The sequence below is a fragment of the Teichococcus aestuarii genome (assembly GCF_003116135.1).
Classification (GTDB): Bacteria; Pseudomonadota; Alphaproteobacteria; order Acetobacterales; family Acetobacteraceae; genus Pseudoroseomonas; species Pseudoroseomonas aestuarii.
This window is the reverse complement of sequence record NZ_PDOA01000001.1, coordinates 405,896-419,909: the sequence shown is the minus strand read 5'-3', so window position 1 is coordinate 419,909 and position 14,014 is coordinate 405,896. Positions and strand designations below refer to the sequence as shown.

The following is a 14,014-nucleotide window of genomic DNA, read 5'->3' as shown; positions in this document are numbered from 1 at the left end:
CATCTTGCACCGGCGTTATTTATAGGCGCACAACGGCCCGCCAGAGGGAGCAAAATCGGCAGCCACCGGCCATCCGAGGCCGAGCGGCGGGACCGAGACCGCCTCCCCGCCCCGCCACAGCGCCGGCAGCCCGGCCAGCACCCGCGCCGGCAGGCCACGCCGCACAGCGCGCGGCAGGGCCGCCGCCCCCGCCCCGCCCAGCGCACCGAGCCACAACCCCTCCTCTGCCTCCGGCGCCCGCCAGGTGGCCCGCAGGCGCCAGCGGCCATCCCACATCGCCCCCGGTGCGGCCGGAACCGGCGGCGCGCAGGCGGCGGGCTCCCGGCACAGCACCCCGCCCGACCACAGGACCCCGTGCAGCGTGCCCTGCCCACGCGGCAGCAGGGCCCGCACCGCCGCCGAAGCCGGAGCGTGCTCGGCGCCAGAGAGCAGCCGCAGCAGCGCCGCCAGGGCGGAGGCCGCCACCGCGTCCCGACCCAGCGCCGCCGCGTCCAGCCGCGCCCAGCCTTCCGGGGCCAGATGGAGAGCGCCGGCGAGGCGCTCCGCCACCGCCGCCTCCTGCTGCGCGCGGCGCCGGGCGAAGGCCGCCGCCGCGCGGGCCAGAGCGGCGACGCGCGGTCCGGTGCCATCCGGGTCCGCCAGGGCGGCGCGCAGGACGGCGCGCGTGAAGCGCGGGTCGGTGTTGGAGGGGTCGCGCAGCGGGGAGAGGCCCTCGCGCCGCAGCAGCGCCTCCAGCGCCACCGGGGGGAGGCCCAGCAGCGGGCGCAGGATCACCGCCGCCTCCGCCGCGCGCCAGGGCGCCATGCCGGCGAGGCCCGCCGCGCCGCTGCCCCGCAGGGCGCGGAACAGCACCGTCTCCGCCTGGTCCATGCGGTGCTGACCGAGCAGCAGCCAGGGCCGGCCCAACGCGCCGCAACGCGCCAGCATCGCGGCGAGGCGGCCCGCCCTGGCGCGCTCCTGCAGGGCGGGGCCACGCGGCAGGCCCAGGGTCAGGATCTCGGAGGCGATGCCGCGCCCGGCCAGGGTGCGGGCCGTCCAGGCGGCCTCCGCCGCGCTCTCGGCACGCAGCCCGTGATCGACGATGAGCGCCAGCGCGTCGCCGCCGCGCGCGGCGCAGAAGCGCGCGGCCAGCAGCGCCAGGGCCAGGGAATGCGGGCCGCCGGAGACGCCCACCGCCATCCGAGGCGCAGGGCCGAAAGGCCCGAGGGCGCCAAGCCGAGCTTCGAAATTCGGGGTGCCGGCGGCGCCCCCGCTTTCCAGGATCAGCGGCAGCCGCCGCGCTTGCGGGCCTCGGCGGCGCGGTCGGCAAGGCCGCCGGACAGGCGCGGGAACTCGCTGCGCAGGTCATCCAGCGTGGCGCAGGCCTCGCGCTTGGCGCCGAAGCCCAGGAAGGAATTGGCCAGGCCCAGCATCGCCTCGGGCGCGCGGCCGCTGCTGCGGTTGCGGCGATAGGCGTCGTCATAGGCCAGGGCGGCGTTCTGGAACTCCCGCTTGCCGAGCAGGGCATCGCCCAGGAGGATCTGGGCATCCTGCGCGCGGGCGGTGTTGCGGGCGGCGATCACCTCGCGCGCCGCGGCCTCGGCGGCGCCGTAGTCGCGGCGGGAAAGCGCCGTCTGGCCATCGGCCAGGGCGCGCTCGGCGGTGCGCGGCGCCGCGGCGGCGGGCGGCGCGGCCGGGGCGGGCTCGGCCTCGCTGCGCTGGGCCGGGCGCGCCGGTGCGGCGGCCGGGGCGCGGGCGCCCCCCTGCTCCAGCTGCTGCAGCCGGTAGTCCATGTCGCCCTGCAGCTTCTCCAGCGCCTGCTGGGTGGTGCGGACGCGGTATTCGGATTCCTGCACCTGCCCACGCAGCCGGCGCACCTCCTCCTCCAGCGCGCCCACCCGCTCCAGCATCTGGCTGAGCAGCTCGGGCGAGCCGCCGGCCACGCCGCCACGCCCCGCCGGCGGCGCCATTGGCACCGGCGCGGCATAGCCGCCACCGCCGCCGCTCCGCCGCATCATGTCCAGCTCCTGCCGCAGCTGCAGGATCTGGTTCTGCAACGCGATGCCCTCACGGCTCTCCATCTGCGCGGCGGCCGGCCCGGCGGCCAGCAGCATGGGGGGCAGCAGCAGCGGGGCCAGGAGCAGGAACTTGCGAAACATGGCCTTGTCCTTCCGGTAGCAGGGCAATGGTCGGCGGAACGAAAAACGGCGGCGCCCGCGCAGACGGGTGCCGCCGCTTCTCTCAGCCACCCGCGCCCGCGTCAACGCACCGCGTCAACACGGCCGCGCGTGGTCCATGCTCAGCGGACGACCGTCACCGCGCGGCGGTTCTGCGCCCAGGCGTCGGCCGAGGAGCCGAGCGCCGCCGGGCGATCCTTGCCGTAGGAGATCACGCTCAGGCGGCCGGAGGAGACGCCGTTCGCCACCAGCACGTCGCGCGCCGAGCTGGCGCGGCGCTGGCCGAGCGCCAGGTTGTACTCGCGGGTGCCGCGCTCATCGGCATGACCCTCGACCACGACCTGCACCTGCGGGTACTGCGCCAGCCAGGCGGCCTGCCGCTCCAGCGTGGTGCGCTGGTCGGCGCGGACGCTGCTGCTGTCGGTGTCGAAGAAAACGCGGTCGCCGACATTGGCGACCAGGTCTTCCTGGCTGCCCGGGCGGATCTGCCCGGCACCCAGGCCGCCCATGCCGGCACCGCCGGCAGCGCCGGCGCCGGTGGCAGCGCCCGAAGTATCCTCGCTCGCGCAGGCGGCGAGAAGGGCGGCGGCGGCAAGAGCGCCAAGAAGCTTGGTCTGCATAATTTCGATTCCTGTGTCAGATCGAATTACGGCCGCGGTTACGCTGCGATTGAGGCGCGTTCAAGGCAGACAAACCGGCATGCCAGGAATGGTTGCCCTTCGGCAAACGCATCGCTCCTGGCATGGCGTCTATCAACCTTCGGTTACGAGGACAACAGCGGCGACCAGCTCGGATCGGTGGCGTCGGTGGGGGTGATCACCTGCCGCTCGTTGAAGCCGGCGATGTCGATCATCGCCAGCCGCGCCGAGTAGCCGTTGCCGCGGGAATCGCGCGCCGGGCTCTCGCGGTAGAAGGTCAGCACCCGGCCGTTCGGCGCGAAGCTCGGCCCCTCCATGCCCCAGCCTTCGGAGAGGATGCGCTCGCCCGAGCCGTCGGGGCGCATCACGCCGATGCCGAAGCGGCCGCCGGAGATGCGGGTGAAGGCGATCAGGTCGCCGCGCGGCGACCAGACGGGGGTGGCGTAGCGGCCATTGCCGAAGGAGATGCGCCGCGCGCCGCCACCATTGGCGTCCATCACGTAGAGCTGCTGGTCGCCGCCGCGGTCGGAGTTGAAGACGATCTGGCTGCCATCCGGCGAGTAGCAGGGGGAGACATCCAGCCCGCCGCCGGAGGTGAGCTGCCGCTCCCGCCGCGAGCCGAGATCCACAACATAGATGTTGGCGTCGCCGCCGCGGGCGGAGGAGAGCACGACGTTGCGCCCGTCCGGGCTGAAGCGCGGCGAGAGGGTCATGCCCTGGAAGTTGCCCAGCACCTCCTGCCGGCCGCTGTCCAGGTTGAACAGGTAAACCCGCGGCTGGTTGTTGTTGTAGGACATGAAGGCGATCTGCCGCGCATTCGGGTGGAAGCGCGGGGTCAGGGCCTGGAAGCTGCCATCGGTCAGGAAGCGGTGGTTCTCGCCATCCTGGTCCATGATGGCGAGGCGGCGGGTGCGCCGGTCGCGCGGGCCGCTCTCGGCGATGTAGACGATGCGGGTGTCGAAATAGCCCTTCTCGCCCAGCATCCGCTCATAGATCACGTCGGAGATGACGTGGGCGATCTGCCGCCAGTTGGCGGCGGCGGCGGTGTAGGCGGTGCCCTGGAGCTGCTGCTCGGAATTCACCTCCCACAGCCGGAACTCGATGCGCGCGCGGTCGCCCTGCGGCTCGGCGCGGCCGGTGACGAGCGCCTGCGCGCCGATCACGCGCCAGTCCTGGAAGCGGGGCGCGCCGGCGGCGGCCTCCGGCGTCTGGATGTAGGCGGCGCGCTCCACCGGCCGGAACAGCCCGGAGTTCTTCAGGTTGTTGGCGATGACGCGGGTGATGTTCTGGCCGAGCTGCTGCGCCGCCGGCGAGGAGCCGGCGAAGTCGGGCAGCGCGATCGGGATCGGGTCGGTGCGGGCGCGGGTGATGTCGATCACCTGGCCCCCGGCGGCGGTGCCGCCGGGGGCCGGGGCCTGCGCGCGGGCGCGCGAGGCGGCGCCGAGGATCGGCATGCCCACCAGCCCGCCCAGACCCATCAGGGCGAGGCGGCGGGACAGGGAAAGGTTCTGCTGGGTCATCGGACGAGGCCCCTCGGGTTGAATCGGAAGGTCGCGGCGTTCAGCGACGGGATCTTCTCGCGTGGCACGGGCAGCGGGCTGCATTTCTGGTCGAGCAACGCGCGGCGGGCGCTTTCGTATACGGCGCGCGCGCGCGGCTCGGACGGAACGCTGCCCGCCGGGCGCACATTGCGTATGACCCCGCCCGCGTCGATGTCCACCCGCAGCTCGACCACGATCTGGTCAAGATTGAGCATGCCGGCATCGACCGACCAGCATTCGCTGATCCGCTCGGAGACACCCCGCACCTCGCCCGCCGTCAGCAGCGCGGCGCCGGAGGGCGCGCCGCCGCCGGCGGCCGGCGCCCCGCCCGAATTGGTGCGGGCGCGCGGCGGCTCGTTCTGCTGCTGCGCGGCGCGCAGCCGCTCCAGCGTGCTCAGCACGGACTGGCTGCGCTCGGCGGTGTTGCGCGTGGGCGGCGTCTGCCCGGTGCCCGGCTGGGTGGCGGGCTCGCGGGCCGGCGGCGCGGTGCTGGGCGCGGCCGGCGCGGGGGTGGGCGGCGCCGGCGGCGCGGGCGGCGGCGGCAGGGGCAGCGGCGGGCCGGGCTGGGCCGCGGCCTGCTGCTGCTGCGGCGGCGTGGGCTGCGGGCGCTCGGGCGGCTGCGGCCGCTCGGGCTGCGCCTGCTGCGGCTGCGGCGGCGTGGGCGCGGGCGGCGGCGGCACCGGCAGCGGGGGCGTCGGCAGCGGCGGGGGGGGCGAAGGCGCGGCCGCCGGGTCGGGCGGCGGTGCCGGCGTCGGGCGCGCGGGCGGCGTGGGGGCCGGCGGCGTCGGCGCGGGGGTGGGCGGCGGCGGCGTGGGCAATGGCGGCGTGGGCGCCGTGGCCTGCTGCTGCGGCGCGGGGGTGGGCGTCGGCGGCACCGGGGCGGGCGGCACGGGCGTCGGCGGCGCGGGCGCCGGGGTCGGCGCGGGCGGCGGCGGCGGGGGTGGCGGCGGCGGCGTGGGCGGCGTCGGCGCCGGGTCGGTGCTCGGCGTCGTGGTGTTGGGCGTGGGCTCGGGGGCCGGCGGGGCGGGCGCGGGCAGCGGCAGCGGCGCCTGCGCCACCTGCGGCATGTCCGGCGTCACCAGCTCGACGGGAACGGCTTCCTGCGGCGGCGGGATCTCGCGGCCCGGCAGGCGGATGAGCAGCATCAGCCCCAGCAGCGCGTGCAGCGCCGCCGAGACCGCAGCCCAGAAACGAAGGCCGGAACGGGCCATGGCGATGTTGCCGTATTCCTGCTCAGCGGCGCGGTGGCGCGGGCGCCGGTTGCGGGGCCTGCACCGCCGCCGGGCGGCCGGAGGGCTGCTCGGCCAGCAGGGCCACGCGGGTGAAGCCGGCGGAGGAGACGGTGCCCATCACCTCCATCACCCGGCCGTAGTTGATGCCGCGGTCGCCGCGCACGAAGATGCGGCGCTGCTGCTCGCCCGGCTTCTGCTCGCGCATGATGGCCTGGAGCTGCGGCACGAGGCCCTCCAGCGGCACTTCTGTCTCCTGCAGGAAGATGCGGCCCTCGGCGTTGACCGAGATGGTCAGCGGCTCGGTCTCCTGGTTCAGCGCCTGGGCGTTGGTCTTGGGCAGGTCGATCGGCACGCCGACCGTCATCAGCGGCGCCGCGACCATGAAGATGATCAGCAGCACCAGCATGACGTCCACCAGCGGCGTCACGTTGATCTCGGCCATGGCGCGGTAGCGCCCGCGCCGGCCATTGCCCCCCGGGCCCCCGCCTCCGCTGGACATGCCCATGGTGTCAGCCCCGCTCCTCGGCCTGGCGGGAGAGGATGGCGCCGAACTCGGCGGCAAAGCCCTCCAGCCGCGCTGCGAAGCGCGCCAGGTCGGTGGTGATCTTGTTGTAGGCCAGCACCGCCGGGATGGCGGCGACGAGGCCGATGGCGGTGGCGAACAGCGCCTCGGCGATGCCGGGGGCCACCACGGCCAGGTTGGTGTTCTGCATGCCGGCGATGGCGGAGAAGCTGTTCATGATGCCCCACACCGTGCCGAACAGGCCGATGAAGGGGGCGACCGACCCCACCGAGGCCAGAAACACCATCCAGCGCTCCAGCCGGTCCATCTCGCGCTGGATGGCCACCGTCATGGCGCGCTCGGCGCGCTGCTGCATGCCCACCGTGGCGATCTCACCGCCGACGCTGCGCTCCCACTCCCGCATGGCGGCACCGAACACGGCGGCGATCGGGTGGGTGGGGCGCTCGCCCTCGGCCTGGTGCAGCGCCTCCAGGCTGCCGCCGGACCAGAAACGGTCCTCGAAGGCGTCCGCCGCGCGGTTCACCCGGCGCAGGCTCGTCACCTTCTCGAACACCACGGCCCAGACCCAGACGCTGGCCAGCAGCAGGCCCAGCATCACGGTCTTGACCACCCAGTCCGCCTGCAGGAACAGGCCCCAGAGGGACAGATCGTGCGCCATCTGGCCGAGGTTGGACGCTGTCACGCTGTCACCCACGGCAATCTCCTTTTCCTACCCGGCCGGCGTCTCCGCCGGCCCCCTCGCCGGACCGTCCGCCATCGCGGCCTGCCGGAACACGCCGCGCCAGGGCTCCGGAATGGGCGCGGGGCGCATAGCCTCCCCCCGCACACAGACCAGACCGACCTGGAGCCGCGCCTTGACCCCGCCCCCCTCGCCGATCACCTCCTGGGCGAGGTCCACCGAGGCGCCGCCGGAGCGGAGCACGCGGGTTTCCACGATCAGGGAATCGTCGAGGCGGGCGGGGGCCACATACTCCACTTCAACGCGCCGCACCACGAGCATCGAAGAGTAACGTGCTATGAGAAGTTGATGCGGCAAGTTTATGGCACGCAACGATTCTGTCCGCCCCCGCTCCGCCCAGCGCAGATAGGTGGCGTGGTAGGCGATACCGCCGGCATCCGTATCCTCGAAATAAACCCGGACCGGCAGGCGGTGCGGCCAGCTCAAAACCCGCCTCCCAGCAGGTCCGGCTGGCTGCCGGCCGGCGGGGCGAGGCCCAGGTGCCGCCAGCCGGGATCGCCCAGCACGCGGCCGCGCGGGGTGCGCAGCACGTAGCCCTCCTGGATCAGGTAGGGCTCCACCACATCCTCCAGCGTGTCCCGCCCCTCGGCCAGCGCGGCGGCGAGCGTCTCGACGCCCACCGGCCCGCCATTGTGGTGCTCGGCGATGCGGCGGAGGTAGCGGCGGTCCATCGAGTCGAGGCCACGCTCATCCACCTCCAGCCGGTGCAGCGCGGCATCGGCCATGGCACGGTCCGCCGCCTGGCCGGAGACCAGCGCGAAATCCCGCACCCGGCGCAGCAGCCGCCCGGCGATGCGCGGCGTGCCGCGCGAGCGGTTGGCGATCTCGCGCGCCCCCTCCTCGGTCAGCGCGAAGCCGAGCTTCTGCGCGCCGCGGCGGACGATCAGCAGCAGCTCCTCCGGCGTGTAGAACTGCAACCGCAGCGGGATGCCGAAGCGGTCGCGCAGCGGCGTCGCCAGCAGCCCGGCGCGGGTGGTGGCGCCGACCAGGGTGAAGGGCGGCAGGTCGATCCGCACCGTGCGCGCCGCCGGCCCCTCGCCGATGATCAGGTCGAGCTGGAAGTCCTCCATCGCCGGGTAGAGGGTTTCCTCCAGCGCCGGCTGCAGGCGGTGGATCTCGTCCACGAACAGAACGTCACGCGGCTGCAGGTTGGTCAGGATCGCGGCGAGGTCGCCGGCGCGTTGCAGCACCGGGCCGGAGGTGGCGCGGAACCCCACCCCCATCTCGCGCGCCACGATCTGCGCCAGCGTGGTCTTGCCGAGGCCGGGCGGGCCGTGCAGCAGCACATGGTCCAGCGCCTCGCCACGGGTGCGGGCGGCCTGGATGAAGATGGCCAGGTTCTCGCGCGAGGCCTTCTGGCCGGTGAAGTCGTCCAGCGTCTGCGGGCGGAGGGTGGCCTCGGCCGCATCCTCCTCGCTGCGCTGCGGATCCGAAATCCTGTCACTCATTTTTCTGTCCGCTGCCGGTCAGGGCCGTGAAGGGATCGCCGTGGCCCGGCGGCGAGGCGGCGGGCAGGGAATCTCCCGGGGGCGTTCATCGGGGGGCCAGCTCCTTCAGCGCCTCGCGGATGAGGGCCTCCAGCGCGGCGTCGTCGCCGAGGCGCTCCGTCACCCGCGCCACGGCCGCGCCGGCCTCGGGGCGGCGGATGCCGAGATTGACCAGCGCCGAGATGGCATCCGCCTGCGCGCGGCCGGCCGGCGGCAGCTCCGGCGCCGGAATGGCCACGGAGAAGCCCGAGCCGGTGGGCAGCGCCCCCACCTTCTCCCGCAATTCGGAAACGAGACGGATGGCGAGCTTGGCCCCCACCCCCGGCGCCCGGGTCAGCGCCCCCTTGTCTCCGGCCATGATGGCACGGGCGAGGTCGGCCGGCGCCAGCGCCGAGAGCAACCCCAGCGCCACCTTGGGCCCGACGCCCTGGATGGCGGTCAACGTCCGGTACCAGTCCCGCTCCGCCACGTCGGCGAAGCCGTAGAGCAGGATGGCATCCTCCCGCACCACCGTCTCGATCAGCAGCGAGCCGGTGCCGGGCGGGCGCGGCAGGGCGGAGAGCGTGCGCGCCGAGCAGGCGATCAGGTAGCCCACCCCGTTCACGTCGAAGATGCAGCCACCCTCCAGCGGCGTGTCCAGCCGTCCGGTCAGCTTCCCGATCATGCGCGGACCTTCGCCAGCACCAGGTTGGTGGAGCGGTGATGCGCGTGGCAGATCGCCACCGCCAGCGCGTCCGAGGCATCGGCGCGGCGCAGCGTGGCGCCGGGCAGCAGGCGGCGCACCATGTCGGCCACCTGGGTCTTGTCGGCATGGCCGGTGCCGACCACGGCGCGCTTGACCTCCATGGCCTGGTATTCCGCCACCTTCAGCCCGGCCATGGCGGGCGCCAGCAGCACCACGCCGCGCGCCTGCCCCAGCTTCAGCGCCGCGCCGGGGTTCTTGTTGACATAGGTGTGCTCCACCGCCGCCTCCTCCGGCCGCCAGAGATCCATCAGCGCGTTCAGCGCGCGGTGGATCTGGCACAGCCGCTCGGCCAGGGAGAGCTCGGTGGTGGTGGAGATCACGCCATCGGCGATGTGGCGCAGCCGGTTGCCGCTGCTCTCCACCACCCCCCAGCCGGTGTGCTGGAGGCCGGGATCGAGCCCCAGCAGGCGGACCACACCGCTCATGGCCGCCTATTCCGCCGAGAGCTTGGCCAGCACGGCCTCGGGCAGCTCGAAATTGGCCGTCACCGCCTGCACGTCGTCATGCTCGTCCAGCACGTCGATCAGCTTCAGCACCGAGCGCGCCTTCTCCTCATCCAGCTCGACCGAGATGTTGGGGCGCCATTCCAGCCTGGCGCTCTCCGCCGGGCCGAACTTCTCCTCGAGCGCGTCGCGGACGGTGAACAGGTCCTCGATGGCGGTGCGGATCTCGTGGCCTTCCGCGCCGCTCTCCACATCGGCGGCGCCGGCCTCGATGGCGGCCTCCAGCATGGTGTCGGCATCCGCCACGGCGGCGGGGTAGCGCACCACCCCATTGCGGTCGAACTGGAAGGAGACCGAGCCCGTCTCGCCCAGCGCGCCGCCATACTTGGAGAAGGCGGAGCGGATGTCGGAGGCGGTGCGGTTGCGGTTGTCCGTCAGCGTCTCGACGATGACGGCCACGCCGGCCGGGCCGTAGCCCTCGTAGCGCACCTCGACATAGTCCTCGCCGCCGGCGCCGCCGCTGGCCTTCTTGATGGCGCGGTCGATCGTGTCCTTGGTCATGTTGGCGACGCGCGCCGCCTGCACCGCCGAGCGCAGCCGCGGGTTGGCGGCCGGGTCCGGCAGGCCCTGGCGGGCGCTGACGGTGATCTCGCGGATCAGCTTGGCGAAGATGCGCGCGCGCTTGGCGTCCTGCGCGCCCTTGCGGTGCATGATGTTCTTGAACTGGGAATGGCCGGCCACGCGCTGCTTCTCCGGTATTCTCGTGATGTTCCGGGGGTTTGGTCCTATACCGCCGCCGCGCGCCGGATGCGAGGGGGGCCGCCAGGATTGCCCCTCCGCATTGGCCCCTCCGCATTGCCCCTCCGCAAGGGCCGCCCTAGCATCCGCCGCTTCCCGGGCAGGAGCCGATGATGAGCCACGACCCCCACGCCATCACCACCCACGAGGCGCTGCAGGCGCACTACACCCCGCCGCGCGAGCTGGTGATGAAGAAGGTGGCCGACCGGATCGACCCCCACACCGCCGGCTTCATCGCCGCCAGCCCCTTCTGCCTGCTGGCCACCTTCGGCGCGCGCGGCCCCCATTGCACGCCGCGCGGCGACGCACCCGGCTTCATCGACGTGCTGGACGAGACGACGCTCGCCCTGCCCGACCGCCGCGGCAACAACCGCATCGACGCGCTGCGCGACATCATCGACAACCCGGCGGTGGCGCTGCTCTTCCTGGTCCCCGGCGCGGGGGAGACGCTGCGCGTGGCGGGCACCGGCCGCCTCACCGCCGACCCGGCGCTGCGCGAGCGCTACACCATGCAGGGCCAGGTGCCGGCCACCGTGCTGCTGGTGGAGGTGCGCGAGGTGTTCATGCAGTGCCAGCGCGCCATCCTGCGCGCCAGGCTGTGGGGCGAGCGGGAGCGGCCGCGCGCCGCCCCCAGCATGGGCGAGCTGCTGGCCGCCCACACCGGCGGGCTGGTGGATGCCGGGAAATACGATGCCGAATCGGCCCCGCTGGTGAGCAAGGTCCTCTACTGACGCGATGACCCGCCCCGCTCCGGCGGGCGGCGCCGCGGCGGGCTTCCACGACCCGGGCTGAGCCGGCGCATCCGCGCCATGCCGGCCCGGCGCTATCCACATGCCCTGCGGCATCCTATTCCGGCGCCTTGCCCGTGAGCCGGAGACGAGACCGACATGCCGCAGCCCAAGGCGCAGAACAAAGGCCGGATACTCTACGATGACGGCATCGTCGTCATGCGCCGGGTGCGTCAGGCGGCTCCGGTGGATTCGATCGTCGTGACCTTCCCCGGCTACGACCAGACCGACATCACCCTCCCCGGCTTCGGCGAGACGCTGCTGCACGGCGCGGGTTACGACCTGATCTGCGTGCAGAAGCGCAGCAACAACGGCTACCAGTCGATGAGCCGCGAGGCCTTCGACAAGGCCGTGAAGCCGACCCTGTCGCGCTACCGCCGGATCTGCTTCTACGGCACCAGCGTCGGTGCCTATGCCGCGCTGTATTTCGGCCGCGGGCAGCGGGCCGATATCCTCTCCCTCTCCCCCCGCAACAGCCTGCACCCGATCTATGCCGAGGTCCTGGGCCGGCGCGGGCCACAGGGCACGCCCTTCACGCATGAGCCGCTGGAGGCGGGCGAGAGCCGGGCGAAGCGCGTGACCGTGGTCTACGACCCCGTCCCGCGCACCGACAGGCTGGAACATGCCGACCTGCGGCTGCTGCGGGAATGCGTGGAGCCGGCCTTTCCGCAGCTCACCCATGTCTCGCTGCGCCACACCGGCCATCCGGTCGCGACGGCGCTGGCGGAGGTGCATCTGCTGCGCCCGGCCGTGCTGAACTTCATGCGCGGCCATGCCTTCAACGTCACGCCCTTCCGCCGGATGAAGGGCCGCTCGCCCTACTACATGCTCAACCTCTCGCGCTGGCTGGAGAAGCACGGGCGCTGGCGGCAGGCCGAGGCGGTGGTCGACCGCGGCCTGCGGCTGTTCCCCGCCAGCGGCTTCCTGAAGGCCCAGAAGGAGCGGCTGGCGCAGGAGCGGGCAGCGCGCGAGGCCATCGGGGCGGCCGGCGCCGCCCCCTGATTCACACCGCCGGCATGGCGGGGGCGAGCAGCCCCCCCAGGCGCACCGGCTCCACCCGCCGCGCCAGCCCCGTGGCGTCGTCCGTCTCGACGAACACGCCGGAGAGGCTGGCGGGGCCTTCGGCCGGGGCCAGCTTCTCGCCCGGCACCTTCTTCCAGAAGCGCAGCGCCGCGCCGCCCTTCTGCATGCCGATCACGCTGTCATAGTCGCCGCACATGCCGGCATCGGTCATGTAGGCGGTGCCGTTCTCCAGGATGCGGTGGTCGGCGCTCGGCACATGGGTGTGGGTGCCCACCACCAGGCTCACCCGCCCGTCGAAGCTGTGCGCCATGGCCATCTTCTCGCTGGTGGCCTCGGCGTGGATGTCGATGAGGATGGCCTGCACCGTGCCGCCGGCGCCCAAGGTGTGCTTCGCCAGCTCCGCCTGCACGGCGCGGAACGGGTCGTCCAGCGGCTCCATGAACAGCCGGCCCATGGCGTTGATGACGAGCGCCTTGCGGCCGCCGGGCACCTCGACCACCGTGGCGCCGCGCCCCGGCGTGCCGGGCGGGTAGTTGAGGGGGCGGATCAGCCGCGGCTCGCCATCGATGAAGCCGATGATCTCCTTGCGGTCCCAGGAATGGTTGCCGAGGGTCAGCACATCCGCCCCCGCCGCCAGGAAGGCGCGCACCATGTCGGGCGAGACGCCGAAGCCGTGGCTGGCATTCTCGGCGTTCACCACGACCAGATCGGCCTTCAGCCGGGCGCGCAGGCCGGGCAGCTCGGCGGTCAGGGCGTCGCGGCCGGAACGGCCGACCACGTCGCCCAGGAACAGGATGCGCAAAACTCTCTACCTTTCGGTGCGGATGAAGCCGGCCTCGGTCGCGATGCCGGGCAAGGGCTGGTCGTGGGGGCCGGTGGGCACCGCCGGCACCTCCTGCGCCGCATAGGCGACGCCGATGGCGCGCGCCCCCGGCAGGGCGGCCAGGGTGCGGTCGTAATAGCCGCCGCCATAGCCGAGCCGCGCGCCGCGCCGGTCGAAGGCCAGCAACGGCACCAGCAGCACATCCGGCATCACCTCGGCCTCGCCCGCCGGCACGGAGGTGCCGAAGCGGCCGGGCAGCAGCGCCTCGCCGAAGCGCCAGGGGCGGAAGATGAGCGGCAGGCCGCGCCGCGGCGTCACCGGCAGGGCGAGCGGATGCCCGGCCGCCGCCAGGGCGCGCAGCAGCGGGCGGATGTCGATCTCGTCGCCCATCGGCCAGAAGCCGCCGACGCAGGCGCCGGCCGCCAGCGGGCATTCGCGCAGCACCACGGCCGCCAGCGCCTCGCCCGCGCCGCGGGCGGCGGGGCCGAACGCGGCGCGGCCCGCCAGCGCCGCCTGGCGCATCGCCACCTTGGCGGCGGCGAGCTCGGGCGGATCGGTCTCGGCGGGAGATGGGGAAAGGGAGTGCGGAGCCGCCATGGCCGTTGGCGTGTTATCCTCCTAAGGCCTGTGTAAACAGGTGGGCACCAGGTAACCGGACCAAGATCCGGTCAGAGCCAGCTCCCGGAGGATGCTTATTGGCCCCAGGGATAATGTACCTGACGCACCGGGCAGCTCCGCCACACACATTTAGGGATGGTCGAGCGAGGCCGCAATGCCCTCGATCCGCTCGGCGAGCCGGCCGAGGCGCTCGGCCAGCAGCGGGTCCGAGGCGGGGGCGGATTGCGCGCTGGCCGCCTTCAGCCGCGACATCTCGACGCGCAGATCGTGCAGCTCGTCCGCCAGCAGCAGCGCGGCCAGCAGCAGCAGCCGGCTCTCGCCGAACTGGCCGCCCATGGCGCGGATGGAGGAGACGCGGCGGTCCACATCCGCCGCGAGCGCGATCAGATGCCCTTCCTGGCCATCCTCGCAGGAGACGGGATGGGTATAGCCACCGACACGAACCGTGACCTGGGCCAAT

17 protein-coding genes and 1 other RNA gene are annotated in these 14,014 nt (G+C 73.5%); 2 read left to right on the top strand and 16 right to left on the bottom strand.

Annotated features, from left to right (window positions below; translation table 11 throughout):
• Positions 1 to 15 precede the first annotated feature (15 nt).
• The 12 genes from tilS to CR165_RS01950 all read right to left on the bottom strand — a co-directional run bounded on the left by tilS (position 16) and on the right by CR165_RS01950 (position 10,245).
• The gene (tilS, locus tag CR165_RS02005; protein WP_109515274.1) at positions 16 to 1,179 is read right to left on the bottom strand and encodes a tRNA lysidine(34) synthetase TilS; all 1,164 of its coding nucleotides are present in this window, start codon (positions 1,177 to 1,179) and stop codon (positions 16 to 18) included.
• Positions 1,180 to 1,262: 83 nt separating this feature from the next.
• Positions 1,263 to 2,138, bottom strand: coding sequence for a YbgF trimerization domain-containing protein (locus tag CR165_RS02000; protein WP_109515273.1), 876 nt, complete (start codon positions 2,136 to 2,138; stop codon positions 1,263 to 1,265).
• 140 nt (positions 2,139 to 2,278) lie between these two features.
• Positions 2,279 to 2,776 carry a peptidoglycan-associated lipoprotein Pal gene (gene pal, locus CR165_RS01995; RefSeq protein WP_109515272.1) on the bottom strand — a complete coding sequence of 166 codons (498 nt, stop codon included), beginning with the start codon at positions 2,774 to 2,776 and terminating at the stop codon, positions 2,279 to 2,281.
• Positions 2,777 to 2,919: 143 nt separating this feature from the next.
• Positions 2,920 to 4,314 (bottom strand): Tol-Pal system beta propeller repeat protein TolB, encoded by a 1,395-nt coding sequence (gene tolB, locus CR165_RS01990; RefSeq protein WP_109515271.1) that lies wholly within the window; start codon positions 4,312 to 4,314, stop codon positions 2,920 to 2,922.
• The gene (locus CR165_RS01985) at positions 4,311 to 5,546 is read right to left on the bottom strand and encodes a hypothetical protein (protein ID WP_109515270.1); all 1,236 of its coding nucleotides are present in this window, start codon (positions 5,544 to 5,546) and stop codon (positions 4,311 to 4,313) included. The genes tolB and CR165_RS01985 overlap by 4 nt, the downstream gene beginning before the upstream one ends.
• 22 nt (positions 5,547 to 5,568) lie before the next feature.
• Positions 5,569 to 6,072 carry a protein TolR gene (gene tolR, locus CR165_RS01980; RefSeq protein WP_109515269.1) on the bottom strand — a complete coding sequence of 168 codons (504 nt, stop codon included), beginning with the start codon at positions 6,070 to 6,072 and terminating at the stop codon, positions 5,569 to 5,571.
• Positions 6,073 to 6,076: 4 nt separating this feature from the next.
• Positions 6,077 to 6,784 carry a protein TolQ gene (tolQ, locus tag CR165_RS01975; RefSeq protein WP_245906051.1) on the bottom strand — a complete coding sequence of 236 codons (708 nt, stop codon included), beginning with the start codon at positions 6,782 to 6,784 and terminating at the stop codon, positions 6,077 to 6,079.
• A gap of 15 nt (positions 6,785 to 6,799) precedes the next feature.
• On the bottom strand, positions 6,800 to 7,255 hold the full coding sequence (locus tag CR165_RS01970) for a YbgC/FadM family acyl-CoA thioesterase (protein WP_109515268.1): 456 nt from the start codon (positions 7,253 to 7,255) through the stop codon (positions 6,800 to 6,802).
• Positions 7,252 to 8,277 carry a Holliday junction branch migration DNA helicase RuvB gene (gene ruvB, locus CR165_RS01965; protein ID WP_109515267.1) on the bottom strand — a complete coding sequence of 342 codons (1,026 nt, stop codon included), beginning with the start codon at positions 8,275 to 8,277 and terminating at the stop codon, positions 7,252 to 7,254. The genes CR165_RS01970 and ruvB overlap by 4 nt, the downstream gene beginning before the upstream one ends.
• Before the next feature lie 85 nt (positions 8,278 to 8,362).
• Positions 8,363 to 8,980 carry a Holliday junction branch migration protein RuvA gene (gene ruvA, locus CR165_RS01960; protein ID WP_109515266.1) on the bottom strand — a complete coding sequence of 206 codons (618 nt, stop codon included), beginning with the start codon at positions 8,978 to 8,980 and terminating at the stop codon, positions 8,363 to 8,365.
• Positions 8,977 to 9,477 carry a crossover junction endodeoxyribonuclease RuvC gene (gene ruvC / locus CR165_RS01955; protein WP_181377979.1) on the bottom strand — a complete coding sequence of 167 codons (501 nt, stop codon included), beginning with the start codon at positions 9,475 to 9,477 and terminating at the stop codon, positions 8,977 to 8,979. The genes ruvA and ruvC overlap by 4 nt, the downstream gene beginning before the upstream one ends.
• Positions 9,478 to 9,492: 15 nt before the next feature.
• A complete protein-coding gene (locus tag CR165_RS01950) occupies positions 9,493 to 10,245 on the bottom strand; it encodes a YebC/PmpR family DNA-binding transcriptional regulator (protein ID WP_109515264.1) in 753 nt (250 codons plus the stop codon).
• A gap of 170 nt (positions 10,246 to 10,415) precedes the next feature.
• Here CR165_RS01950 and CR165_RS01945 point away from each other — a divergent pair, with 170 nt between their 5' ends.
• On the top strand, positions 10,416 to 11,033 hold the full coding sequence (locus CR165_RS01945; RefSeq protein WP_245906049.1) for an MSMEG_1061 family FMN-dependent PPOX-type flavoprotein: 618 nt from the start codon (positions 10,416 to 10,418) through the stop codon (positions 11,031 to 11,033).
• A gap of 156 nt (positions 11,034 to 11,189) precedes the next feature.
• The gene (locus tag CR165_RS01940; protein ID WP_109515262.1) at positions 11,190 to 12,092 is read left to right on the top strand and encodes a hypothetical protein; all 903 of its coding nucleotides are present in this window, start codon (positions 11,190 to 11,192) and stop codon (positions 12,090 to 12,092) included.
• A gap of 1 nt (position 12,093) precedes the next feature.
• Here the strand turns inward: CR165_RS01940 and CR165_RS01935 are convergent, their stop codons facing one another.
• From CR165_RS01935 to CR165_RS01920, 4 genes are all read right to left on the bottom strand, one after another.
• The gene (locus tag CR165_RS01935; protein WP_109515261.1) at positions 12,094 to 12,915 is read right to left on the bottom strand and encodes a TIGR00282 family metallophosphoesterase; all 822 of its coding nucleotides are present in this window, start codon (positions 12,913 to 12,915) and stop codon (positions 12,094 to 12,096) included.
• A gap of 6 nt (positions 12,916 to 12,921) precedes the next feature.
• Positions 12,922 to 13,533, bottom strand: coding sequence for a 5-formyltetrahydrofolate cyclo-ligase (locus CR165_RS01930; protein ID WP_109515260.1), 612 nt, complete (start codon positions 13,531 to 13,533; stop codon positions 12,922 to 12,924).
• Positions 13,520 to 13,674: non-coding RNA, 6S RNA (gene ssrS / locus CR165_RS01925), on the bottom strand. The genes CR165_RS01930 and ssrS overlap by 14 nt, the downstream gene beginning before the upstream one ends.
• A 9-nt stretch (positions 13,675 to 13,683) precedes the next feature.
• Complete coding sequence (locus CR165_RS01920; RefSeq protein ID WP_109515259.1) at positions 13,684 to 14,013, bottom strand: cell division protein ZapA; 330 nt, start codon at positions 14,011 to 14,013, stop codon at positions 13,684 to 13,686.
• Position 14,014 lies beyond the last annotated feature (1 nt).